At 76.1% G+C, this 23,632-nt stretch carries 18 protein-coding genes; 7 read left to right on the top strand and 11 right to left on the bottom strand.

Features of this window, described 5'->3' with window-relative positions; translation table 11 throughout:
- Positions 1–150: 150 nt before the first annotated feature.
- Genes KJP73_RS01055 through KJP73_RS01045 form a run of 3 tightly spaced genes read right to left on the bottom strand, consistent with a single transcriptional unit; the run spans position 151 to position 4,638 of the window.
- Entirely contained in the window at positions 151–2,106 is a 1,956-nt protein-coding gene (locus KJP73_RS01055; RefSeq protein ID WP_213280889.1) for a hypothetical protein, read from the bottom strand.
- A complete protein-coding gene (locus KJP73_RS01050; RefSeq protein WP_213280888.1) occupies positions 2,103–4,046 on the bottom strand; it encodes an HSP90 family protein in 1,944 nt (647 codons plus the stop codon). Before KJP73_RS01050 ends, KJP73_RS01055 begins: the two co-directional genes overlap by 4 nt.
- Positions 4,047–4,056: 10 nt before the next feature.
- Positions 4,057–4,638, bottom strand: a complete 582-nt coding sequence (locus tag KJP73_RS01045) for a YbjN domain-containing protein (protein ID WP_249668982.1) — start codon at positions 4,636–4,638, stop codon at positions 4,057–4,059.
- Between the two features lie 117 nt (positions 4,639–4,755).
- On the opposite strand from KJP73_RS01045, the gene KJP73_RS01040 reads away from it, so the two are divergent.
- Together KJP73_RS01040 and KJP73_RS01035 are read left to right on the top strand one after the other, a co-directional pair.
- A complete protein-coding gene (locus KJP73_RS01040) occupies positions 4,756–5,331 on the top strand; it encodes a YbjN domain-containing protein (protein WP_213280887.1) in 576 nt (191 codons plus the stop codon).
- Positions 5,328–5,837, top strand: a complete 510-nt coding sequence (locus KJP73_RS01035) for a YbjN domain-containing protein (protein WP_249668981.1) — start codon at positions 5,328–5,330, stop codon at positions 5,835–5,837. Before KJP73_RS01040 ends, KJP73_RS01035 begins: the two co-directional genes overlap by 4 nt.
- A gap of 29 nt (positions 5,838–5,866) precedes the next feature.
- On the opposite strand, the gene miaB is transcribed toward KJP73_RS01035, so the two are convergent.
- On the bottom strand, positions 5,867–7,465 hold the full coding sequence (miaB, locus tag KJP73_RS01030; RefSeq protein ID WP_213280885.1) for a tRNA (N6-isopentenyl adenosine(37)-C2)-methylthiotransferase MiaB: 1,599 nt from the start codon (positions 7,463–7,465) through the stop codon (positions 5,867–5,869).
- Positions 7,466–7,624: 159 nt separating this feature from the next.
- Between miaB and KJP73_RS01025 the strand changes: the two genes are divergently transcribed.
- The 4 genes from KJP73_RS01025 to KJP73_RS01010 all read left to right on the top strand — a co-directional run bounded on the left by KJP73_RS01025 (position 7,625) and on the right by KJP73_RS01010 (position 10,953).
- A complete protein-coding gene (locus tag KJP73_RS01025; protein ID WP_213280883.1) occupies positions 7,625–8,404 on the top strand; it encodes an amino acid ABC transporter ATP-binding protein in 780 nt (259 codons plus the stop codon).
- Positions 8,405–8,476: 72 nt separating this feature from the next.
- Positions 8,477–9,355 (top strand): glutamate ABC transporter substrate-binding protein, encoded by an 879-nt coding sequence (locus tag KJP73_RS01020; protein WP_213280881.1) that lies wholly within the window; start codon positions 8,477–8,479, stop codon positions 9,353–9,355.
- Positions 9,356–9,418: 63 nt separating this feature from the next.
- Entirely contained in the window at positions 9,419–10,069 is a 651-nt protein-coding gene (locus KJP73_RS01015) for an amino acid ABC transporter permease (RefSeq protein ID WP_213280880.1), read from the top strand.
- A complete protein-coding gene (locus KJP73_RS01010) occupies positions 10,066–10,953 on the top strand; it encodes an amino acid ABC transporter permease (RefSeq protein ID WP_213280879.1) in 888 nt (295 codons plus the stop codon). The genes KJP73_RS01015 and KJP73_RS01010 overlap by 4 nt, the downstream gene beginning before the upstream one ends.
- 19 nt (positions 10,954–10,972) lie before the next feature.
- Here KJP73_RS01010 and rny read toward each other — a convergent pair whose 3' ends face one another.
- The 7 genes from rny to KJP73_RS00975 form a co-directional block, all read right to left on the bottom strand.
- Positions 10,973–12,565, bottom strand: coding sequence for a ribonuclease Y (gene rny, locus KJP73_RS01005; protein WP_213280877.1), 1,593 nt, complete (start codon positions 12,563–12,565; stop codon positions 10,973–10,975).
- Between the two features lie 247 nt (positions 12,566–12,812).
- Positions 12,813–14,012 (bottom strand): regulatory protein RecX, encoded by a 1,200-nt coding sequence (locus KJP73_RS19590; RefSeq protein WP_349628260.1) that lies wholly within the window; start codon positions 14,010–14,012, stop codon positions 12,813–12,815.
- Positions 14,012–15,052: a recombinase RecA gene (gene recA / locus KJP73_RS00995; protein WP_213280875.1), complete on the bottom strand. Its 1,041-nt coding sequence runs from the start codon at positions 15,050–15,052 to the stop codon at positions 14,012–14,014. Before recA ends, KJP73_RS19590 begins: the two co-directional genes overlap by 1 nt.
- A 255-nt stretch (positions 15,053–15,307) precedes the next feature.
- Entirely contained in the window at positions 15,308–16,135 is an 828-nt protein-coding gene (locus KJP73_RS00990; protein WP_213280874.1) for an MBL fold metallo-hydrolase, read from the bottom strand.
- A complete protein-coding gene (locus tag KJP73_RS00985) occupies positions 16,132–18,291 on the bottom strand; it encodes an alkaline phosphatase family protein (protein ID WP_249668980.1) in 2,160 nt (719 codons plus the stop codon). The genes KJP73_RS00990 and KJP73_RS00985 overlap by 4 nt, the downstream gene beginning before the upstream one ends.
- A 42-nt stretch (positions 18,292–18,333) precedes the next feature.
- On the bottom strand, positions 18,334–18,567 hold the full coding sequence (locus KJP73_RS00980; protein WP_213280872.1) for a DUF3046 domain-containing protein: 234 nt from the start codon (positions 18,565–18,567) through the stop codon (positions 18,334–18,336).
- A gap of 98 nt (positions 18,568–18,665) precedes the next feature.
- Positions 18,666–19,160 (bottom strand): hypothetical protein, encoded by a 495-nt coding sequence (locus tag KJP73_RS00975; RefSeq protein WP_213280870.1) that lies wholly within the window; start codon positions 19,158–19,160, stop codon positions 18,666–18,668.
- A 111-nt stretch (positions 19,161–19,271) separates the two neighbouring features.
- On the opposite strand from KJP73_RS00975, the gene KJP73_RS00970 reads away from it, so the two are divergent.
- Entirely contained in the window at positions 19,272–23,615 is a 4,344-nt protein-coding gene (locus KJP73_RS00970) for an Lhr family ATP-dependent helicase (protein WP_249668979.1), read from the top strand.
- The last annotated feature ends 17 nt before the right edge of the window (positions 23,616–23,632 follow it).

Below are 23,632 nucleotides of genomic sequence, written 5' to 3'. Positions count from 1 at the left end.
CCCCTCGCCGAGATGACAGCGACCGCCTGCGGGCCGCCCCACGCCGACAGGCGAGAACTGTCATCTCGGCGACCGGCGGGCGCGTCGGGGGCACTCCGGCGGCTCTCCCGGGAGCGACGACGGCGCCCGGGCGCACCGCGGTGCCTCCCGTCAGGACGTGAGGGTGCGGGCCAGGTCGTCGGCGCGGGCGGTCTGGCCCGTGCGGCGCAGGACGTCGACCAGAGCGTTCGCGACCTCCCCGTGCGGGCCGCGCCGCCGTGCGGCCTGGAACCCCTCCATCGCGGACTCCAGGTGCCAGACCGCCTCCTCGACGTGGCCGAGGTCGTCGTGCAGCCGCCCCGCGAGCCAGAACGCGTGCGCCGCGTCCGCGAGCGCCCCGAGCCCGGCGTACGCCTCGGCCGCCTGCTGCGCGCGCACCGCGGCGGCCGCGGACCGGTCGGGCCCGCCGAGCGTCGCCAGCAGCCGGGCGGCGGCGTCGTCCAGGTCCGCGACGGCGCGGCGCCGGGCGGCCTCGTCCCGGGCCACGAGCTCCGGTGCCCGCTCCGCCGGGTCGACGGCGTCGGCCGGGTCGGCGAGCGACGCCGCCAGCCGGTCGGCCTCGGCGAGGACGCGCTCGGACTCCCCCGTCACGGCAGCCGCGCGGGCCCAGGCGACCACGACCGGGACGACGAGGTCCGGTGCCAGGCCGCCGGCGTGCAGGTACGCGACCGCGGCGGCGTACCCCGACGCCGCGCCGTCGTCGTCGCCGAGCACCTGCGCGCAGTGCGCGGCCTCGGCGTAGGCGAACCCGGCCTCGACCAGCAGGCCGGCCGACTCGGCGGCGGCCGCCGCCTCCAGGTACGCGCCCGCCGCCGACTCCGTGTCGCCCGAGGCCGACAGCCGCTCGGCGGCCGCGAGCAGCTCCGCGGCGCCCGCCGGCCCCGCGGGCTCGGACGGCCCCGTCGGCCCCGTCGGCACGGCGCCCGCGGGCCGGCCCACTGCACCGGGTCCGGACGTCAGCCCGCGGGGCAGCACGTCAAGGTCCAGCACGTGCGCGGCTGGCTCGGTCCGCCACGCCCGCGCGACGGCCTCGCTCTCGACCGCGGTGCCGTTGCGGGCGTCGAACTGCGGCGCGAGGGCGTCGGCCTGGGCGTGCAGCCAGTCGTCGAGCTCCGCGACCGTGGCCGCCGGGACCGACGTCAGCCGGACCGGCCGGCCGCCGTGCTCGGGACGCAGCACGTGGGTCGCCGCGCCGACCAGCCGCGCGTAGGCCAGCCGCGAGTACGGCGTGTCCCCGCCGGTGAGGTACTGCTGGTCGGCCTCGACGGCCCGCAGCGCCCGGTCGACCTGGCCGCCGCGCGCCAGCAGCCGGACCCGCCGGCCGCGCGCGCCCACCATGTCGGACTGGGCCTCGGCGAGCGCGGCCACGGCGCGGCGGTGCGTGCGGGTGGCGTCCTGCGGGCGGCCGGCGTCGAGGTAGGCCTCCGCGAGGTACGACAGCATGTCGGCGGGCTCGGACGCGCAGGACGGGTTCTGCTCGAGGGTCCGCTCGATCAGCCGGATGCCCTCCTCGGTGCGGTCGGTGGCCAGGAGCCACGCTGCGCGGTCCCCCGGGTCGCACGCCTCGCACTGCGAGAAGTCGTCGCGCGGGGTGGCGATCCACACCTGGTAGGCAGCCTCGGCGTCGGCCACGCCGCGCCGGCGGGCCCACGCGAACCGCTCGTACGCCACCGCGTCCATGCCGTTGCCCGCCAGGGCGTACCGGCGCTCCATGTCGGCGAGCGTCCGGTCGATCTGCTCGGCGGGCACGGTCGGGAAGTCCGCCAGGCCGCTGATCATCCACTTGAACGACCAGAACAGCCCGTGCCGGTCGTGCGCGTCGAAGTGCTCGGGGTGCTCGTCCCACCAGCGCAGCAGCCGGGCGAACGCGACGAACGACCGGTCGACCTCGCCGCCCCACTGGTAGGCCTCGACCAGGGTGCCCAGCGCGTAGGCCCGCGCGGCGTCCGGGCCCTCGGCGTCGACCAGCCGCACCTGCCGCTCGGCGGCCTGCGTGCGGGCCAGGCCGTAGGGCATCTCCCGCACCCGGCTGATCTCGCGGTTCGCCTCGTCCAGCGTGCGGGTCACGCGCGCTCCTCCCCGGCCGGTCCCCCGGCCGTCTCGTCGTCGGGCCGGTGGCCCTCTCCGGGCTCCGTGGCTGCCTGCAGCCCCGCCCGGAGCAGCACGGCCATCGACCCGGTCATCAGCGTGGACTCCCGCGCGCGCAGCGGCTCGCCGGCCAGCAGGAGCGCCGACACGTACAGCGAGCGCAGCCCCGCGGCGAAGACCTCGCCGGGCGGGGCGGCCAGCAGCTCGCGCACGAGCGGGCTGGCGTCGTTCAGGACCAGCCGGCGGGCGGCGGCGGGCTCGGCGAACCCGGCCAGCACGTCGCTCCACACGTCGTCGGCCTGCGCCATCGCGGCGCGCAGGTCCCGCTGGTGGTCGCCGTCCCGGTCGTGCAGCAGCACCGCGGGCAGCTCCGCCGGCTCGAACGTGCGCAGCACCAGGTCGGTGTCGAGCGGGCGCAGCACGTCGCCGCCCGCGCGCACGGCGTCGAGCGTCGCGAGCTCCCGCTCCGGCGCGAGGGGGCCGAGCACCTGCGCGATGTCCCCGGCGCCGAGCGGCCGCACCTCGCCGGGCGACCGCTGGGCGAGGCGCGCGAGCAGGTCGGCGTCGTAGACGTACCCGGCGTTGACGACCGCGACGCCCTGCGCCCGCGCGACGGGGGCGATCCGCTTGTAGTCCTCGAGCGTGGGGGCGTAGACGACGCGCCCGTGCTCCTGCGCGACCTCCGCGAGGGTGAGCGTCCCGTCCGTCGTCTCGAACGGGAGGATCCGCGCGGCGAGGTCGAGCATCGTGTCGTCGGTCAGCGCCAGGGAGCGGACCGCCAGGTGGTGGGTCGCGACGAACTGCTGGGCCAGCGCCGTCGACTGCTCCAGGGTGCGCAGCGTCCAGGACCGGACGGCCCCCGCGAGCGCCTCCTGCGTCGCCAGCAGCACCTCGTCGGTGTAGAGCTGCTCACGTGACGCGGTGGGGCGCAGCCCCGAGGCGTCGATCACGCATCGCACGAAGAACGCCCACTCGGGCAGCAGCCCCTCGACGCGGTCCCCGAGCAGCATCCGCTTGAGGTAGACCCGGTGCGACCCCCCGCCGCCCGGGGGGACCGCCGCCGGCAGCACGTACGCGACGCCGGTGACGCCCGCGAGCGGGACCTCCAGGTCGACGTGCGCCAGCGGGGTGAACCCGAACGTCTGCTCGCAGTGCTGCGCGAGCGCGCGGGCCCGGGCCGCCGCGTCGGGGTACGTGCGCGCCCAGGGCGGTTCCGGGGCGGACACGCGCCGCCAGACGTGCCCGGCCCGCGGCGCGCCGTCGCCGGGCAGGTCCTCGGGGTCGTCGTCGGCCGGGACCGCCGGCACGGTGCCCAGCGGCACCTCGACGGCCACGTCCACCGGCAGCAGCGACCCGAACTCGGCCGCGAGCGCCGCGACCGTCTCCCCCGCGAGCCAGTGCTCCATGTCCCGGCGCGGGCGCAGCCGCACGGTGCTGCCCGCGGGCAGGCCGGCGTCCGGCAGCTCGGTCAGGTCGTACGAGCCGTCGGCGTGCCCGCGCCACCGGACGGCGGGCGCGTGCGGGTCGCGGGCCGACCGGGACACCAGCTCGATCTCGTCCGCGACCATGAAGGCCGACAGCAGCCCGATGCCGAACTGCCCCAGGTACTCCTCGCGACCGAGCCCGAGGTCCAGGTCGCGCTTGGACGAGCGCCCGACGGTGGCCAGGAGCTCCTCCGCCTCGGCGCGCGTGAGGCCGACGCCGGAGTCCGCGACCAGCAGCGACCCGTCGGCGAGCGGCCGGAGCCGGACCGTGGCGGGGCACGCCGGGTCGAGCGCCCGCCGCGCGGTGATCGCGTCGACGCCGTTCTGCAGCAGCTCGCGCACGTAGACGCGCGGGCCGGAGTACAGGTGCCGGGCGAGCAGGTCGACGACGCCGTGCAGGTCGACCTGGAACGCCCGCGGGGCGCTGCCCGTCATCGCGTCCGGGTCACGCGGACCCGTCCTCGGCGGCGGCGGCCTCGGCGGCCTTCGCCGCGGCCGCCTCGGCGGGGAACTGCTCGTCGAGGTGCTCGAACAGGCTCAGCGCGGTGGTGATGCCGCACGCCAGGTGCAGGTCGATCTGCTCGTCCGTCACGCCGTGCTCGTAGTCCACCGTGTGCTCGGCGTACACCCCGACGACGTCGTCCTCGGCCCGCACGTAGCCCTTGGGCCAGAGCTTCTCGGAGTTCCAGGTGTTCACCAGGTCCACGACGCGGGCGTACTGGTCGGTGCCGACCCGGCGGTTCCACCGGCCGCGCACCTGGAGGTACTCCTGGTTGCCGCCCATGCGGAAGAAGTAGAAGAGGTGGCCGTCCCAGAAGCCGCCGATGTCGCCGTCGTCGTCCACGCCGTAGCGCATGTCGCGGCTGTCCAGCACGTCGATGATCCGCTGGTGGGACAGCGCCTGCGGCCCCGGACCTGCCGCGTCGCCGTCCGGCTTGGTGAAGAAGCCCATCTCGTCCTCGTCCTGTCGTGCGGCCCTCAGCCGGACCGCGGCGCTCGCGTCGGTGCAGGTGGCGGCTCTGCGCACCCGTCGTGGTTCGAGCCTAGCCCGCCCGCGGCACGTCATCGCCGCCCCGGGTCCGTCGCCGGTGTGAACTTCCGGCGGGCCGCTGGCGCCCCCGGGCGCCGCGCGTAGGGTGTGCGCATGGGTCTGTTCCGGAACCGCCGGCCGCGCCGCGGGCCCGACCGTCCCGCGACCGCGAACCAGGCGGGCCCCGTGCCGCCGAACCCCGGCCGCGGCGGGCTGCGCCCGGTCCCCGAGCCCGCCGGCGTCGCGGTCGACGACGGCCGCCCCACCCCGCTGTCGCCCGAGCGGATCGTGCAGTGGTTCGAGCGCAACGACTTCCACTACTTCGTGGACAACGACGGGGACCTCGGCGGGCTGTGGCGCGGCCGGTTGTTCTACTTCTTCCTGTTCGGCGACCGGCAGGAGATCCTCCAGGTCCGCGGGCAGTGGAACCGGGAGATCACGATCGAGCGGCTGGAGGAGGTGCTCGACGCCTGCACCGAGTGGAACGCCGAGCGCATCTGGCCCAAGGCGTACGTGCGGGTCCGGGACAACGGCATGGTGCACGTCGTCGCCGAGGTGTCGACCGACCTCGAGCACGGCGCCACGGACGCGCAGCTCAGCCAGATCCTGTTCTGCGGGCTCAGCACGTCCAGCACGTTCTTCGACGCGATCGACGAGCTGTACCCCGACCCGGCGGCGGTGGCCCCGTGACCGAACCCCGCACCCCCGGCTGGCTGTCCCGCGTGCTCGCGACCCGGCCGGCCGCGGCGCAGCCCGAGCGGAAGGTGCCGCCGCAGGCGAAGCCCACCCCGCTCACCCGCGACCGGGTCGCGGCTCTGCTGTCCGCCCGCGGCTACCACTACCGGGTGGACGACGACGGCGACCTCACCGGGGTCTGGAACGACTCCCGGTTCTGGTTCCTGCTGCTCGGCGAGCAGCACGAGATCCTGCAGGTCCGGGGGCGCTGGCACCGTCAGCTCCCCGTCGACAGCCGCCGCGCGGTCGCGCTGGCCCTGAACGACTGGAACCGCGAGCGCATCTGGCCGAAGCTCTACCTCCGCGAGGAGGAGGGCGAGCTCGCCGTCTACAGCGAGGTGTCGACCGACCTGGAGCACGGCGTCACCGTGGAGCAGCTGGACCAGCTGATCTCCTGCGGGCTCGGCACCGGGGTGCAGAGCTTCGCGTCGTTCGACCAGCTGCTGCCGCCGCAGATCTGAGCGACGGGCTCCGGCTCGGCGGGGCCGCCTCAGCGCGGGCCGACGCCGATGGTCGGCAGGCCGAGCAGGACCGGCGCCGCGGGCCCGCCCGTCGCACCGCCCGTGCCGCACGCGTCCCCGGCACCGCCGTGCGCGTGGTCGTCGCCGCCAGCCTGCGCCCGCTCCCACGCGTCGCCCGCCCGGGTGCGACGCACGGCGAACGTGCCGCCCTGCACCGCGGAGTCCGCGACCAGGTGGTGCGGGGCGGCGTGCGTGATGTCCACGGTGACCAGGTCGCCGGGCCGGGGCGCCTCCGGCAGCCCGTCCGGCAGCGCCAGGTGCACCAGGCGGTTGTCGGCCGCGCGGCCGGAGAGCCGGCGGGTCGCGCCGTCCTTGCGGCCCTCGCCCTCGGCCAGCAGCACCTCGACGGTGCGGCCCACCTGGCGCTGGGCCTCGGCCAGCCCGATGCGGTCCTGGAGTGCGATCAGCCGCTCGTACCGCTCCTGGACGACGGCCTTGGGCAGCTGGTCCGGCAGGTCGGCGGCGGGCGTCCCCGGGCGCGGCGAGTACTGGAACGTGAACGCCGACGAGAACCGGGAGGCCTCGACGACCCGGAGCGTCTCGGCGAAGTCCTCCTCGGTCTCCCCCGGGAAGCCCACGATGATGTCGGTCGTGATGGCGGCGTCCGGCATCGCCGCGCGGACGCGGTCCAGGATCCCGAGGAACTTCTCCGACCGGTAGGACCGGCGCATCGCGCGCAGCACCCGGTCGGACCCCGACTGCAGCGGCATGTGCAGGCTCGGCATCACGGCGGGCGTCTCGGCCATCGCGGCGATGACGTCGTCCGTGAACGCCGCGGGGTGCGGCGACGTGAACCGCAGCCGCTCCAGGCCCGGGATCGTGCCCGCCGCGCGCAGCAGCTTCGCGAACGCCCCCCGGTCGCCGAACTCGACGCCGTAGGAGTTCACGTTCTGGCCGAGCAGGGTCACCTCGATGGCGCCCTGGTCGACCAGCGCGGCGACCTCCGCCAGCACGTCGCCGGGCCGCCGGTCGCGCTCCTTGCCGCGCAGGTGCGGGACGATGCAGAACGTGCAGGTGTTGTTGCAGCCGACGCTGATCGACACCCAGCCGGCGTAGGCGGACTCGCGGCGCGTCGGCAGGGTGGACGGGAAGACCTTGAGGGACTCCTCGATCTCGACCTCGGCCGCGCGGTTGTGCCGCGCCCGCTCCAGCAGCACCGGCAGGACGTCGAGGTTGTGCGTCCCGAACACGACGTCGACCCAGGGCGCGCGCTCGACGATGCCCGAGCGGTCCTTCTGCGCGAGGCAGCCGCCGACGGCGATCTGCATGCCCGGGCGGGCGCGCTTCGTGCCGGCCAGGCGCCCGAGGTTCCCGTAGAGCTTGTCGGCCGCGTTCTCGCGCACCGCGCACGTGTTGATGACGATGACGTCGGCCTCCTCGGCCGCCGCCGCCTCGGGCGACGCGGCGACGTAGCCGGCCTGCTCGAGCATGCCCGCCATGTGCTCCGAGTCGTGCACGTTCATCTGGCAGCCGAGCGTCTTGACCAGGTAGGTGCGCGCGGGTGCCGCCGCGGTCGACGTGGGGGCGTCGAGCGCGGTGCGGACGGGGGGCGTGGTCGTCGTGCTCATCGCCGACAAGGGTACGTCCGCGCGTCCGTGCGTCCGTCCGCGCGCGCGACCGCCTGTCCGGCCGCAGTGACATCGGGACGACCCGGACATGACCGAGACGTTTCTCATCTGTGACCTGAAGGGGTGGCGCAGTTAACAAGCGCCCCATAGGTTCCAGGAATGGCACAGCCCGACCCGGCCCCGGCCCGCCCCTCCCACAGCGGCGAGCCCCTCGTCGTCCTCGACCACGTCAACAAGCACTTCGGCGCCCTGCACGTGCTGCAGGACGTGAACCTGACCGTGCACCGCGGCGAGGTGGTCGTGGTGATCGGCCCGTCCGGGAGCGGCAAGTCCACGCTGTGCCGGACCATCAACCGCCTCGAGACCATCGAGTCCGGCACCATCACGCTCGACGGCGTGCCGCTGCCCGCGGAGGGCCGCGCGCTCGCGAAGCTGCGCGCCGACGTCGGCATGGTGTTCCAGTCGTTCAACCTGTTCGCGCACCGCACCGTGCTGCAGAACGTCACGCTCGGCCTGCGCAAGGTCCGGCGTCTCGGCGCCGCCCCGGCGAAGGAGCGCGCGATGGCCCTCCTGGAGCGCGTCGGTGTCGCCAGCCAGGCCGACAAGCTGCCCGCGCAGCTCTCCGGCGGCCAGCAGCAGCGCGTCGCCATCGCCCGGGCGCTCGCCATGGAGCCCAAGGTCATGCTGTTCGACGAGCCGACCTCGGCGCTCGACCCCGAGATGATCAACGAGGTGCTCGACGTCATGGTCGCGCTGGCGGCCGAGGGGATGACGATGGTCGTCGTCACGCACGAGATGGGCTTCGCCCGCCGCGCCGCGGACCGCGTGGTGTTCATGGACGGCGGGGCCATCGTCGAGGAGGCCGACCCCGAGACCTTCTTCACCGCACCGCGCAGCGAGCGCGCCCGGGACTTCCTGTCGAAGATCCTCACCCACTGAGCCGCACCGCACCGCAGCCAGCCGCACGACACGACACGACACGCATCCGACACGCGACGCAAGGAGCTCCCGATGAGAACCCGCACCGCTGGACCGATCGCCCTCGCCGCAGCCGCCCTCCTCACCCTGACCGCCTGCGGCGGCTCGGACGACGCCGACGAGGGCGCCAGCCCGGAGGTCTCCGAGGTGGAGGCGGCCGACTTCCCCGAGGGCTCGACCATGGCGGAGCTCGCCGAGGCCGGCTCCATCACGATCGGCACGAAGTTCGACCAGCCGCTGTTCGGCCTCGTGGGGCCGGACGGGACGCCGGAGGGCTTCGACGTCGAGATCGGCAAGATCATCGCCGGCGCGCTCGGCATCCCGGAGGACGGCATCACGTGGACGGAGACCATCTCCGCGAACCGCGAGTCCTTCATCGAGTCCGGTCAGGTCGACCTCGTCATCGCGACCTACACGATCAACGACGCCCGCAAGGAGGTCGTGTCATTCGCGGGCCCGTACTACGAGGCCGGGCAGTCGATCCTCACGCTCGCCGACAACGAGGACATCCAGGGGCCCGACGACCTGGCGGGCAAGAAGGTCTGCACCGTCAGCGGCTCGACGCCCGAGGCGAACCTGCTGGAGAACTTCCCCGACACCGAGGTCGTGCCCTTCGGCGCGTACTCCGACTGCCTGGAGCCGCTCCGCGGGGGGCAGGTCGACGCGATGAGCACGGACAACGTGATCCTCGCGGGCTTCGCGGCCGACGACCCGACCTTCGAGGTGCGCGGCGAGCCGTTCACCGAGGAGCCCTACGGCATCGGCCTCGCCCTGGACGACACGGACTTCCGGATGTGGATCAACGACGTCCTGGAGGCCAGCTTCGAGGACGGCAGCTGGACCGAGGCGTGGGAGGCGACCGCGGGCACCGTCCTGCCGACGCCCGAGCCGCCCGCCGTCGACCGGTACTGACCTCACCGGCGCCCGGCCCGCACCCGCGGGCCGGGCGCCGCACCCTCTCGTGGAGGACCCTGCGTGGACCTGATCGCCGACAACCTGCCGGCCTACTGGAGCGGCTTCCTCGTCACCCTGCGCCTCGCTGCCCTGTCCGGGGCGGTCGCCCTGGTCGTGGGCACCGTGCTCGCGGCGATGCGGGTCTCCCCCGTCGCCCCGCTGCGCGCGCTCGCGGTGCTGTGGGTCGAGGTGCTGCGCAACACCCCGCTCACGCTCGTGTTCTTCTTCCTGGTCTTCGTCGCCCCCCAGTTCGGCGTCCTGCCGCCCCTCGGGTTCTGGACCGCCGTGATCGCGCTGTCCGCCTACACGTCGGCGTTCGTCTGCGAGGCCGTGCGGTCGGGCGTGAACGGCGTGCCCGTCGGGCAGGCCGAGGCGGCGCGCGCCATCGGCCTGACCTTCGGGCAGACGCTCAGCCTCGTGGTGCTGCCGCAGGCCGTGCGGTCGGTGATCCCCCCGCTGATCAACGTGCTCATCGCCCTGACCAAGAACACCTCGGTCGCCGCCGGCTTCGCGGTCGTCGAGCTGCTCGCCTCCGGCCGCCGGATCGCGCTCGCCAACCCCGGCGAGGCCACGCTGGCGCTCGCCGGCGTCGGGCTGTTCTACCTGGTCATCACCGTCCCCGCCGGCTACCTGGCCGGGGTCCTCGAGCGGAAGGTGGCGTTCGCGAGATGAGCTCCGTCCTGTACGACCAGCCCGGCCCCGTCGCCCGGCGCCGCGAGCGGATCGGCTCGATCGTCGGCGGCCTGCTGATCATCGTGCTGCTCGCCCTCGCGTTCCGGTACGCCGACCAGCGAGGCCTGTTCGGCGCCGACCGGTGGGACGTGCTGTACGACCCGCCGAAGAACCAGTCCGCCGAGGACGTCTGGCGCTCCATGGTGGTCCGCGGGCTCGGCGCCACGCTGCGCGCCGCGGCCGTCGCCGCACCGCTCGCGCTGCTGCTCGGCGTCGTCCTGGCCGTCTGGCGGACCACGCGGTACCGGTGGCTGCGGCTCCCCGCGACCGTCGTCATCGAGCTGTTCCGCGGCCTGCCCGTGCTGCTCATGATGCTGTTCGCGCTGCTCGGGTTCGGCTGGGACGCGTTCGGCTCCGTGGTGTTCGGCCTGACCGTCTACAACATGGCGATCATCGCGGAGATCCTGCGCGCCGGTCTGGCGTCGCTCCCCCGCGGGCAGGCCGAGGCCGCCTACGCCATCGGGCTGTCCCGCGTGCAGACGCTGCGGCTGGTGCTGCTGCCCCAGGCCGTGCGGACCATGCTCCCGAGCCTCATCGCGCAGATGGTCGTGCTGCTCAAGGACTCGTCGCTCGGCTTCATCGTCGGGTACCCGGAGCTGCTCAAGGCGATGCAGAACAACGCCCAGTACTTCGGCAACAAGTACTACGTGGCGCTGTTCGTGCTCGGCGCGGGCATCTACCTCGTGGTGAACCTGTCGCTCACCCGGCTGGCCGTCTGGCTGCAGGGCCGCAGCACGCGCACCGCGGGGAAGCTCGCGGTCGACCCGACCATCGCGCCCGGGGGCGCCGGGGGCTTCGCGGCCGGTGCCGGCGGCACCGTCTGACGGCCCCGGCCCACGGCGGTCAGCCCGCGGTGGCGCTCGCGCGCACCTCGCGGACGACCGTCACCTTGATCTCGCCCGGGTAGGACAGGTCCTGCTCGATGTGCCGGGCGATCTCGACCGCCAGCCGGCCGAGGTCGGTGTCGGGGACCTGCGAGGGCTCGACGACCACCCGCATCTCCCGGCCCGCCGCCATCGCGAGCGCCCGCCGCACGCCGGCGTGGCCCGCGACGAGCTCCTCGAGCTGCTCCAGCCGCTCGACGTGCTGGTCGACGTCCTCCCGGCGCGCGCCGGGCCGGGCGGCGGACATGGCGTCGGCGACCTGGACGAGCACCGCCTCGACGGTCTCCGCGGGGACCTCGTCATGGTGCGCGGCGATGCCGTTCACCACCACGGCGGACTCCCCGTGCCGGGCGGCCAGCGCGGCGCCCACCTGCGCGTGGGTGCCCGGGACCTCGCCGGTGAGCGCCTTGCCGATGTCGTGCAGCAGCGCGGAGCGCCGGGCGACCTCGACGTCCGCCCCGAGCTCGGCGGCCACCTGCGCGGCGAGCAGCGCCGACTCCACCAGGTGCTCCAGCACGTTCTGCCCGAACGACGTCCGCAGCCGCAGCCGCCCGAGCACCCGCACGAGCTGCTCGTCGAGCCCCCGCACACCGGCCCGCTCCGCGGCGTCGTGCCCGGCCTCGTCGGCGCGGTCGTCCGCCCCGGCGAGCGCCTCCGCGTAGGCCGCCTCGATCCGCTGCGGGTTGATCCGCCCGTCGGCCATCAACGCCTCGAGCGCCACCCGCGCGACCTCCCGGCGGTCGGCGTCGAAGCAGGACAGCACCACGGAGTCGGGCGCCTCGTCGACCAGCACGTTGACGCCGGTCAGCGCCTCGAAGAGCCGGATGTTGCGGCCCTCCTTACCGATGATGCGGCCCTTCATCTCGTCCGAGGGCAGCGGCAGGATCGTCACGGTGCTCTGGCTGCTGGTCGCGACCGCCGTCCGGTGCACCGCGGTGGCGAGCACCCGGCGCGCCCGCGCCTCGGCGGTGCGGCGGGCCTGCGCCTCGATGCGGCGGACGGACGCCGTCGCCGCGGTGGTGGCCTCCGCGGTGAGCTGGCGCAGGAGCTCCGCGCGGGCCTCCCCGGCGGTGAGCCCCGAGGTCGCCTCCAGCCGCTCGACGGCCTCCCGGTCCGCGGCGGCGACGCGCTCGGCGGCGGTGCGCTCCGCGGTGGCGACGGCCTCGGCGGCACGACGCTCGGCGGCGGCGACCGTCTCGGACGCGGCGCGCTCCGCGGCCGTGGTCCGTTCCGCGGCCGCGCCCGCCGCGGCGGTGGCCTCCTCGGCGGCCCGGCGGCGGAGCTCGGCCGCGGCGTCCTCGGCCGCACGGGCGGCGCGCTCGCGCTCGGTCGCGGTGCGCTCGGCGACCGCGGCGTTCTCCTCCCGCTCGACGGCGCGGGCCTCGCGGCGCTGCGCGTCGACGAGCGCGGCGCGGGCCTCGTCACGGATGGACTGCACGTCCTCGAGCGCCTGCTGCCGGACGGCGGCTGCCTCCCGCCGGGCGAGCAGCACGAGGACGAGCGCGACCAGGCACGCGGCGAGCAGTCCGACGACGATCGCGACGTCCTGCATGGGTCACACTCCTGATCGGTGGTGCTGCGCCCGGCAGCCGGGCGGGTCCGCGGCGGCGGGCTCGCGCGGCGCCCGGCGGGACAGGACCGGCCGCGGCCGGCACCCGTGACCAGCGGCGCGAGACGTCCATTGTTCACCACGGGCGACGTCGTCCCGGGGAGCGTGACCTCCCGGCGGGTCCGGCCGGTCACCAGGTGACGCCACCGGGTGACGCCACTGCGCGCGCCGCCGCGCGAGAGGTCGCAGGTCAGTCCTCGACGCCCGGGCCCCGCCAGCCGCCTCCGTCGTCGGCGTCGTCGTCCGCGGCCCCCTCCGCCGCGAGCTCCTCCCGGACCACGCGGGACACCAGCGAGCCGCCGTAGCCCTTGCGGCCGAGCGCGCCGTACGCGCGCCGCAGCCGGACCTCGCGGTCGAGGCCCCGGGTGGCGCGGAGCTTCTTGCGCGCGAGCGCGCGGGCGGCCTGCTCCTCGTCGGCGTCGTCCACCTGGCTCAGGGCCTCGTGGGCGATGCCGTCGTCCACGCCCTTGCGGCGCAGCTCCATCCCGAGCGCGCGGCGGGACAGGCCGCGCTCGGCGTGCCTGCTGCGGACGAGCATCTCGGCGTACGCGACGTCGTCCACGAGCCCCACCTCGGTGAACCGGTCGAGCACCCGGTCCGCGACGTCCTCGGGGACGTCGCGCCTCGCCATCGCCTCGGCGAGCTGGGCGCGACTGCGGGGCGCCGCGGTGAGCTGACGGAGCGCGATGGACCGGGCCACCGACTCGGGGTCCGGCTCGGCGTCCGTGCTCGCGGCGCCCGACTCCGGGGGCTCGCTCGCCGGGGAACGCCGGCGGCCGCCGCCGGTCCGCCGCGCCGCACCGCCACCGTACCCGCGTCCCGCCGACCGTCCGCGCTGCCGCGACGTCGCCACGGGGCCGTCCTCGGCGTCGTCCGTCCCGCGCAGGGCGCTGCTCGAGGATCCGGTGATCGCGGCCAGCCGCTCGGCGACCGCCGCGACCTGGTCGGACACCGTCGAGCCGGACACCGTCGAGTCGGACACCGTCGAGGTGCCCTCGGACATCTCCCGGGCTGGGGCGACGTCCGCAGGCGCCGGCACCGGCGCGGGCGCCGTCGGTCCCGAGTCCCTGCGCTCGCGTCCCGTGCGCCTGCGCTCCGGCGGGGAGGCCGGCAGCTCGTCCCAGACGGGCGCGGGAGCAGGAGCGTCGTCGTCCCACACGGAGCCGCCCGCCCCGGCCGGCTCGTCCCACACGGAGCCGCCCATCCCGGCCGAGTCGTCCCACGCGGAGAGCCCGCCGTCCGGCGCGACCTCCCACGCCGAGTCCGCCGCGTCCGGCACCGCCCAGGCTGATCCGTCCGGCTGCGCCGCCGGGGACGGCACGAGGTCCCCGGAGCGCCGCGCGCCCCGGGACCCCCGCCCGTCCCCGGTCGGGTCGTGCTCGGTCGACATCAGAAGTCGACCTTCACCTCCGCGCCGGCGGGCGCGTCGACCTTGGCACCGATGCCGAGCTTCTCGAGGATCTTCTTCTCGATCTCCACGGCCAGGTCCGGGTTGTCCCGCAGGAAGCCGCGGGCGTTCTCCTTGCCCTGGCCGAGCTGGTCGCCCTCGTAGGTGAACCACGAGCCGGACTTGCGGATGAACCCGTGCTCGACGCCCATGTCGATGAGGCCGCCCTCACGGGAGATCCCCACGCCGTACAGGATGTCGAACTCGGCCTGCTTGAAGGGCGGGGCCATCTTGTTCTTGACGATCTTGACGCGGGTCCGGTTGCCGACGGCGTCCGTGCCCTCCTTGAGCGTCTCGATGCGTCGGATGTCCATGCGGACCGACGCGTAGAACTTGAGCGCCTTGCCACCGGTGGTGGTCTCGGGCGAGCCGAAGAACACACCGATCTTCTCGCGCAGCTGGTTGATGAAGATCGCGGTGGTGCCCGACGCGTTGAGCGCGCCGGTGATCTTGCGGAGCGCCTGGGACATGAGGCGGGCCTGGAGACCGACGTGGCTGTCGCCCATCTCGCCCTCGATCTCCGCCTTCGGCACCAGGGCCGCGACGGAGTCGATGACGACGATGTCGATCGCGCCGGAGCGGATCAGCATGTCCATGATCTCGAGGGCCTGCTCACCGGTGTCCGGCTGGGACACGAGCAGCGCGTCGGTGTCCACGCCGAGCTTCTTGGCGTAGTCGGGGTCGAGTGCGTGCTCCGCGTCGATGAACGCGGCGATGCCACCGGCGCGCTGGGCGTTCGCCACGGCGTGCAGGGCGACGGTCGTCTTGCCGGAGGACTCCGGGCCGTAGATCTCGACGACGCGGCCCCGGGGCAACCCGCCGATGCCGAGCGCGACGTCGAGGGCGACGGACCCGGTCGGGATGACCTCGACGGGGGCGCGGCCGTCGTCGCCGAGGCGCATGATCGAGCCCTTGCCGAACTGACGGTCGATCTGGCTGAGGGCGGCCTCGAGGGCCTTCTCGCGGTCCTGGGGAGCGGGCATGATGTTCCACCTCGTGCGTCTCGTGCAGCGTCGCGCTGCGCCTGCGGGGGCTGGTCTCCGTGTCGTGCGGTGACGCTATGCCCGACCACCGACATGCACCCCGGAGCCGTCCACAACCCGCACCCGACGCCCCACCTGTGGACGTCTCGCGGGCCGCGCTTGACCTCGCGGCGCGTCACCGAGAACCACTCTAGCCGAACACATGTTCGACCGGGCAGCAGCGACACGCCGGCGCGTCGCCCGCGTGGGACGCCTCTACGACGCCGGGACCGCGCCGCCCAGGCGCTCGACGGCGTCCCCCAGGTGGACGGCCTCCCCCGGGGCGAGCAGCAGCGGCTCGACCTTCCCGCGGCGCGCGAGCGCGCGGGCGAACGCGGGTCCGGCGCGGTCCATCCACCCCGGGGGCAGGCGCCGGGACGCCGGCGGGTGCAGCGTCCCCCAGTGCACGGGGACCGCCCGCCGCACCCCGAGCTGCTCGCACACCGCCGCCGCCTGGTGCGCGTCCATGTGCCCGCCGGACAGCCGCGGCCCCCAGCCTCCGACCGGGACCAGCGCCAGGTCGATCGGCCCGCCCGCCAGGTCCGGGAGCCGGCGCATCTGGGGGTACGGCGCGGTGTCCCCGGCGAACCACACCCGCATGCCCGGCGCGACGACCAGGAACCCGTGCGTGCCGTTCGGCCGGTGCGGCATGGGCCGGTGCCCGTGGTCGGCGCGCACGGGACGCACCCGGACGGCCGTGCCGGGCACCGTCCACCACTCGTCGGCGGCCAGGCCCACCGTGCCCGGGACGCCGTGGCGCGCCAGCCAGTGGGCGTTCGACCGGCCCGCGAGCACGGGCGCGCCCTCCAGCAGCCGCAGGGAGCCGAGCTCCGCGTGGTCGTGGTGCAGGTGCGAGACGAGCACCGCGTCCGCACCGGACCAGTCCTCCCGGCGGGGCGGCTCGGTGCGGCGGCGCAGCAGGCCCGCGTGCGGGCGCAGCAGCGGGTCGGTGACCACCCGCGCGCCCCCGACGTCGAGCACGACCGTCGCGTGGCCCAGCCAGCGGACCGTCGCGCCCGCGCCCGTCGGGTCGCCGGCCGTCACGGTGCGCCGTCCCCGACGGCGTCCTGCGCCGCGCGCCGCGCGGCCCCGGGCCGCAGCCCCAGCGTGGCCGACCAGCGCAGCAGCTGCTCGTGCACCCGGTCGGCACCGACGTGCATCCGCTCCCCGCCCACCACGTCGAGCAGGTCGTCGTCGAGCGGCAGGTCCGCCGGGTGCAGCAGCACCGCGAGGTTCTGCGGGCCGCCGAGCCCGCCGTGGGACCCGACCTGGCCCTCGAAGGCGTGCACGTGCCCGCCGGGCGTCACGTCCGACAGCAGCACGAGGTCGCCGACGTGCTCCAGACGGCCGAGCCGCCGCAGGTCGCCGGCGGCCATCGACCCGTACCGGGCGACGGGGTCGGCGCCGTCCACCGGCTGCGCCCCGTCCGACCCGTCGCCCTCGAGCCACGCGACCCCGCCCGGGCCGATCGCCATGAGCCCGCGGGCCGCGGTGTCGACGAGCACGAGCCCCACGCCGGGCGTCGCCGCCAGCCCGCGCACCAGCCCGGGCCAACGCTGCTCCACCTCCTCGAGCACCAGCCGCCGCCCCGCCCGCGGGAACCACACCATCCCGAGGTTGCCCGAGCCGGCCACCGCGACGTCCGGCGGCTCGTCGCCCATGGACGGCGTGGAGCCCTCCGGGTCCTCGCGCCGGTCCCGGCCGTGCGGCCCGAGCACCATCGACGGGCGACCGGGCGCGCGGTCCTCGCCCCGGCGCGCGGCCGCGCTGCTGAGGAACGCGTTGAGCGGGCCCCACTCCTCGTCCGTCGCCGCCTGCACCGCGTCGACACCGGGCTCGGCCATGAGGTGCCGCACGACGTCGACCAGCTCGTGGCCGGTGCGCTGCGCGAAGGTCTCCCCTAGCGACTGCCCGTGGTCGGACAGCACGACGACGCGGTAGTCGCGGGGCGCGGCCTCGGCGACCCGCACGAGGGTGTCGAGCACGCGGTCCAGGCCCTCCAGCGCCCGCAGCGACTCCGGCCGGGTCGGCCCGGCGTGGTGCGCGATCTCGTCGTAGTCGACCAGGTCCACGAACACGACCGGGGCGCCGCGGACCAGCTGCTCCGCCACCAGCGACGTCGCCAGGTCCCGCAGCAGCACGTTGGTCACGCCGCGCAGCACCACGTACCAGCCACGCCGTGGCACGCGCGGACGCACGTCGCGCACCCGCTGCCGGCGGCCCTGGTACAGCTCCTTGACCATCTCCCCGCACGTGAGGGTGGCGGCCCGCGCCAGCACGAACGGGCTGGCGAAGAACCGCAGGTACGACGTCCCGGGCCCGATGCCGCGCCGCGCCTGGCTCATCACGAGGAGCTGCCGCTCGGCGTCCCCGGAGAACATCGTGGCGACGGCCGCTCCCCCGTCGGCGAGCAGCCCGCGGCCGTCGGACATCCGGCGCTCGACCAGGGCCGCGTCGTCCGGGTGGTTGGTGACGACCAGCCGCCCGGCCTCGCGGTCCCACCACCGGAAGGACGGGATGGAGTCCGCCGCGCCGTGCAGCAGACCGGCCTGGCTGGCGGGCGTCGTGGACGGGGTCTGCGCCCACCACGTCCGCGAGCGGTGCGACCCGGACTCGACCCACCGCGTGATGGTCGGCACCAGCCCGGCGTCGACCGCCTGCGCCAGCACCGCGGCGCCGACCCCGTCGAGCTGCACGACCAGCAGGCCCGGCGGCCGCTCGTCGGGGACCGCGCCGCCCCCCTCGCCCGCACGGCGCGCGTGCGAGCGCGCCCGCCGCAGCACGTCCCCGACGACGTAGTCGGAGTCCGACGCGCCCCACACCCAGCGGCCGACCGCCATCACGCACGCGGTGATGACCAGCACCTGCACGACCGCCCACGGGTTGACGGCCTCCAGGCCGGGCACCCGGGTCAGCGCGAGCCACGCGACGAGCACCTGCGCGCCGAGCCCGGCGACCAGGGCGCCCATGGCACCGCCCACGCGCGCCAGCACGCGCAGCGACGGCCGCAGCACGAGGTCGCCGACCGCGACGCAGGCCGCGGCGACGAGCACCGAGCCCGGGTTGGTCGCGTGGGCCCCGTCGACCACGGCGATCGCGAACCCCATCCCGAGCGCGGTCGTGACCAGCCCGAGGAGCGCGTCGCCGACGTCGCTGAGCGTGACCGACCAGCGGCCGGGGCTGCGCGGGACGTCGGGCACGACCTCAGCCTCCCACGCGACCGCGCGCGGGCGGCAGGGCCCTCAGCGGTGCGGGGGCGCCTGCCGGTGGCGGTCCGACCCCCACCGCTGCGGGTCGGGGATGTCGAGCTCGTCGCACAGGGCGTGCCACACGTCCCGGGGCTCGACCCCGGCGTCCAGCGCCTGCTCCGGGGTCCGGTCGCCGAGCGCGGGCAGCACCAGCTCGCGGACCAGGGCGCGGCCGTGGGCGCTGCCCAGCACCTCGTCGACGAGCTGCCAGAACTCGCGGTAGCGCACCGCTGCCTCCCTCCTGTCGGCGCGGCCGGGGGCCCGGCCAGGGGCCGAGCGTACGCGCGGCCGCCGACGCCCGCGGCCGCTCGCGCGCCCGCCCGCCGTCAGTCCGGCGCCGGCAGCGACATGAGCCAGCCGCTGAGCGGGACCGCGAGCAGCACGGGTCCGGTGTACTCGCGCGGCGCGGTGCCGTCGTCCCCGCCGACGCGCACGACGAGGTCCGACGGCGCCGGGTTGCTCAGCAGGACGCCGAGCAGGTGGCCCCACAGCCCGCGCACCGTGGGACGGCGGCGCGCCCGGCCCGCCAGCAGCGCGTCGACCACCGCGACCACGTCGCGGCGCGGCACCTCCAGGTCGACCACGTCCTCCACCCGCACGGTGTCGCGGCCGTCGCCGTGCAGGTGCACCGCGAGCGCGGGCGTGCCGTCGAACAGCACCGAGACCCGGCCGCGCGCGGAGTCGAGGGCGTCCGCGGACCCGTCGACGTCGCCGGCGTCCCACGGGTCCGCCTCCGGCACGGGCGCCGGCGGCCGGCCGTGCCGCGCCCCGGTCTCCCACAGCGCGTGGACGGCGGCCTGGGTCACCTCGTCGATCGGCATGGTCGATCATGGCAGGGCCGGCGCCCCTGCCGCAGGCGCTCCTGACAGCGGGTGCCGCGCTGACCAGGCGCCCGGCACGCGGGTGTCGGTGGCGGGGGACAGAATGGCGCGGTGACACCACCCCCCGAGCCCGACCGGAGCGCCGCCGACGTGCTCGGCCGGTTCTCCGAGCCGACCCAGGACTGGTTCCGCGGTGCGTTCGCGGAGCCGACGGCCGCGCAGGCCGGGGCGTGGGACGCGGTCTCGACCGGGCGGCACGCGCTCGTGGTGGCCCCGACCGGCTCCGGCAAGACCCTCGCGGCGTTCCTGTGGGCGCTGGACCGGATCGCCGCCGAGCCGGTGGACGAGGCCGCCGACCCGGTGGAGCGCTGCCGGGTGCTGTACGTCTCGCCCCTGAAGGCGCTGGCCACCGACGTGGAGCGCAACCTGCGCTCCCCGCTCGTGGGCGTGCGGCAGGCGGCGACCCGGCGCGGGCTGACGCTCCCGGACGTGCGGGTGGGCGTGCGCACCGGAGACACCCCGCCGAACGAGCGGCGGGCGTTCGCCACGAAGCCGCCGGACATCCTCATCACGACGCCCGAGTCCCTGTTCCTCGTGCTGACCTCGGGCGCCCGCGCCGGGCTCGCGGGCGTGCAGACCGTGATCCTGGACGAGATCCACGCCGTCGCGGGGACCAAGCGCGGGGCGCACCTGGCGGTCTCGCTGGAGCGGCTCGACGCGCTGCTCGACCGACCGGGCGGCCCGGGTCCGGCCCAGCGGGTGGGGCTGTCGGCCACCGTGACCCCGGTCGACCGGGTGGCCGCGTTCCTCGCGGGCGGGCGCGCGCCGGCGGACGGCGGCCGCGAGGTCGTCGTCGTGCAGCCGCCGTCGACCAAGGTCATCCAGGTGGACGTGGTCGTGCCCGTGCCGAACCTCACCGACCTGGGGGCGCCGCTGCCCGACGACGGGTCGGGCACCCGTGCCCCCCGGGCGAAGGACGCGGACCTGCCCCCGCTCGCCCCCGGCGAGGCCGACCTCACCGGCCAGGCCGCCGGCTCGGGCGGCACGCGGCCGTCCATCTGGCCGCACGTCGAGGAGCGCGTCGTCGACCTCGTGGCGGAGCACCGCTCGACCCTCGTGTTCACCAACTCCCGGCGCGGTGCCGAGCGGCTGACCGCCCGGATGAACGAGGTGTGGGCCGAGCGGCAGGGCGAGGACGTCCCCGACCCCGGCACGCTCTGGGCGGCGCAGGTCACCGCGCAGTCCGGCACCGCCGTGGGCGTCGACGCCCGGGACGCGGACACGATCATCGCCCGCGCCCACCACGGGTCCATGAGCCGCGCGGAGCGCACCCGCACCGAGTCCGAGCTCAAGGCCGGCCGGCTGCCGGCGGTCGTCGCGACCAGCTCGCTCGAGCTCGGCATCGACATGGGCGCGGTGGACCTGGTGGTGCAGGTCGGCGCGCCGCCCTCGGCCGCGAGCGGCCTGCAGCGCATCGGGCGCGCCGGGCACCAGGTCGGCGCGGTCTCGCACGGCGTCGTGTTCCCGACGTTCCGCGGCGACCTCGTGCCCGCGGCCGTGACGGCGCTGCGGATGCGCGCCGGGCAGATCGAGCCCGTGTCCGTGCCCGCGAACCCGCTCGACGTGCTCGCGCAGCAGGTCGTCGCCATGGTCGCGACCGAGGACTGGACCGTCGCCGAGCTGGCCACGGTGGTCCGGCGGTCCGCCCCCTTCGCGACCCTCGGGGACGCCACGCTGCGGGCGGTGCTCGACATGCTGGCGGGCCGCTACCCGAGCGAGGAGTTCGCCGAGCTGCGGCCGCGGATCGTGTGGGACCGCGCGACCGACGTGCTCAGCGCCCGCCCCGGTGCCCTGCGGCTAGCGGTGACGAGCGGCGGCACGATCCCGGACCGCGGCCTGTACGGCGTGTTCCTCGCCACGGGCGCCGAGACCGCGGACGTGCCGGTCGACGCGGAGCGCTCGGGGGGCCGGACCCGCGGCGGCAAGCGCGTGGGCGAGCTCGACGAGGAGATGGTCTACGAGTCCCGCGTCGGCGACACGTTCACGCTCGGGTCCAGCACCTGGCGGATCGAGGACATCACCCCGGACCGCGTGCTCGTCACCCCGGCCCCGGGCGTCCCGGGGCGGCTGCCCTTCTGGAAGGGCGACTCCCAGGGGCGGCCCGCGTCGCTCGGCCGTGCGATGGGTGCCTGGGCCCGCGAGGTCACGGACCTGCCCGACGGCGACGCGCGGGCCCGGGTGCGCGAGGCGGGCCTCGACGACTGGGCGGCGGACAACCTGCTCGGCTACCTCCGCGAGCAGCGCGAGGCCACCGGCGTGCTGCCGAGCGACGTCACGGTCGTGGTCGAGCGGTTCCGCGACGAGCTCGGCGACTGGCGCGTCGTCGTGCACTCCCCGCTCGGCGCCCGCGTGCACGCGCCGTGGGCGCTGGTGCTCGGCGCCCGGCTGCGCGAGCGGTTCGGCGTCGACGCCGCGGCCCTGCACGCCGACGACGGCATCGTCCTGCGGCTGCCGGACATGCTGGCTGCGGCCTCCGACCCGATCGGGGACCTGCTCGGCTGGTCCGCGCCGGACGCGTGGTCCGCGGACGGCTCACCTGCCGGCGGCGGCGCGCCCGAGACCGCCCCGGTGGACGCCGCCGACCTGCTCATCGAGCCGGAGGAGGTCGCCGAGGCGGTCCGCGCCGAGCTCGGGGGCTCCGCGATGTTCAGCGCGCGGTTCCGCGAGGCCGCCGCCCGCGCGCTGCTGCTTCCCCGCCGCCGTCCCGACCGGCGGCAGCCGCTGTGGCAGCAGCGCCAGCGGTCCGCGCAGCTGCTGAGCGTCGCATCCCGGTACCCGGACTTCCCGATCCTGCTCGAGGCCGTGCGGGAGTGCCTGCAGGACGACTTCGACATCGACGCCCTGATCGAGCTGATGCGGGACGTGTCGGCGGGCCGGGTCCGCGTGGTCGAGGTCACGACGACCCGGCCCTCGCCGTTCGCGCAGTCCCTGCTGTTCGGCTACACCGCGCAGTTCCTGTACGACGGGGACGCGCCGCTGGCCGAGCGCCGAGCCGCCGCGCTGACCCTGGACCCCACGCTGCTCGACGAGCTGCTGGGCGGGGGCGGCGGGTCGCAGATCGCGGACCTGCTGGACCCGGATGCCGTGCTCCGCACGGAGGCGGAGCTCACGGCGACCGACCCGGACCGGCAGGCCCGGACGGCGGAGCAGGTCGCGGACGTCGTGCGCCGGCACGGCCCCCTGCCGCTCGCCGGCGTCGAGGCCCGCACCCGCGAGGACGTGCGGGGCGGGGTGGCGGGCTGGCTCGCCGACCTGGAGCACGCGCGGCGGCTGATCCGCGTCCGGATCTCCGGCGTGCAGCCGGCCGAGGCCGAGCAGTGGGCGGCCGTCGAGGACGCCGGCCGGCTGCGCGACGCTCTCGGGGTGGCCCTGCCGGTGGGCGTGCCGGAGGTGTTCACCGAGGTGCTGCCCGACCCCCTGGGCGACCTGCTGCGCCGGCACGCCCGCACGCACGGGCCGTTCACCGCCGCGCAGGCCGCCGCCCGGTTCGGCCTGGGCACCGCGGTGGTGCAGTCCGCGCTGCGGCCCCTGGAGCGCGCCGGCGTGGTCGTGCAGGGCCGGCTGCGGCCCGACGCGCTCGGCGGGGTCGGTGACGAGTACTGCGACGCGGACGTGCTGCGGACGCTGCGCCGCCGGTCGCTCGCCGCGCTCCGCTCGGAGGTCGAGCCGGTGCCGCAGGTCGCGCTCGGCCGCTTCCTGCCCGCGTGGCAGCACGCCACCGGCCGGCCCGGGCCGGGCGCGCTGCGGGGCCTCGACGGGCTGGCGCGCGCGGTCGAGCAGCTCGCCGGGGCCGTGGTGCCGGCGTCCGCCCTGGAGTCGCTCGTGCTGCCCGCGCGCGTGCCGGACTACACGCCGGCCCTGCTCGACGAGCTGACCTCGGCCGGCGAGGTGCTGTGGGCCGGGCATGGGACCCTGCCCGGCAAGGACGGGCTCGTCAGCCTGCACCTGGCGGCGACGGCGGACCTCACCCTCCCGCTGCTCGCCCCGCCCGGCGAGGAGGTCACCCCGGCCGAGCACCTCGACACCCCGCTGCACCGCGCCCTGGTGGACGCCCTGCGCGGCGGCGGGGCCTACTTCCTCGGCGCCCTCGGCTCGCGGGTCGCGGAGCAGCTGGAGACCCCGCCGTCCCAGGCGGCGCTCGTCGAGGCGCTCTGGGACCTCGTGTGGGCGGGCCTCGTCACCAACGACGGCCTGGCACCGCTGCGCGCCCGGCTGGCGGGCGGGAGGACGACGCACCGGACGTCCTCGTCCGCACCGCCGCGCGCCCGGGCGCTGACGATGGGCCGCTACGGGACCCGCGGGCTGCGGGGCGCGGGCCTCGGGCTCCGCGGCACGGGGGTGGGCGGCGCGGGGCCGGGCGGCGCAGGGCTGGGGCTGTCGCTTGTACACAGCTGACGCCGGCGCCGAACGGG

Source organism: Cellulomonas hominis (assembly GCF_901521055.1).
Lineage (GTDB): Bacteria > Actinomycetota > Actinomycetes > Actinomycetales > Cellulomonadaceae > Cellulomonas > Cellulomonas endometrii.
This window is presented reverse-complemented; position numbering and strand designations above follow the sequence as displayed.

Bases quoted from the DNA above. Each gene is read 5' to 3' on its own strand.
- KJP73_RS01050 (WP_213280888.1), bottom strand. From the start codon at position 4,046: ATGACGGGCAGCGCCCCGCGGGCGTTCCAGGTCGACCTGCACGGCGTC.
- KJP73_RS01040 (WP_213280887.1), top strand. From the start codon at position 4,756: ATGGGTCTGTTCCGGAACCGCCGGCCGCGCCGCGGGCCCGACCGTCCC.
- miaB (WP_213280885.1), bottom strand. From the start codon at position 7,465: ATGAGCACGACGACCACGCCCCCCGTCCGCACCGCGCTCGACGCCCCC.
- KJP73_RS01025 (WP_213280883.1), top strand. From the start codon at position 7,625: ATGGCACAGCCCGACCCGGCCCCGGCCCGCCCCTCCCACAGCGGCGAG.
- KJP73_RS01020 (WP_213280881.1), top strand. From the start codon at position 8,477: ATGAGAACCCGCACCGCTGGACCGATCGCCCTCGCCGCAGCCGCCCTC.
- KJP73_RS01010 (WP_213280879.1), top strand. From the start codon at position 10,066: ATGAGCTCCGTCCTGTACGACCAGCCCGGCCCCGTCGCCCGGCGCCGC.
- rny (WP_213280877.1), bottom strand. From the start codon at position 12,565: ATGCAGGACGTCGCGATCGTCGTCGGACTGCTCGCCGCGTGCCTGGTC.
- KJP73_RS19590 (WP_349628260.1), bottom strand. From the start codon at position 14,012: ATGTCGACCGAGCACGACCCGACCGGGGACGGGCGGGGGTCCCGGGGC.
- recA (WP_213280875.1), bottom strand. From the start codon at position 15,052: ATGCCCGCTCCCCAGGACCGCGAGAAGGCCCTCGAGGCCGCCCTCAGC.
- KJP73_RS00975 (WP_213280870.1), bottom strand. From the start codon at position 19,160: ATGCCGATCGACGAGGTGACCCAGGCCGCCGTCCACGCGCTGTGGGAG.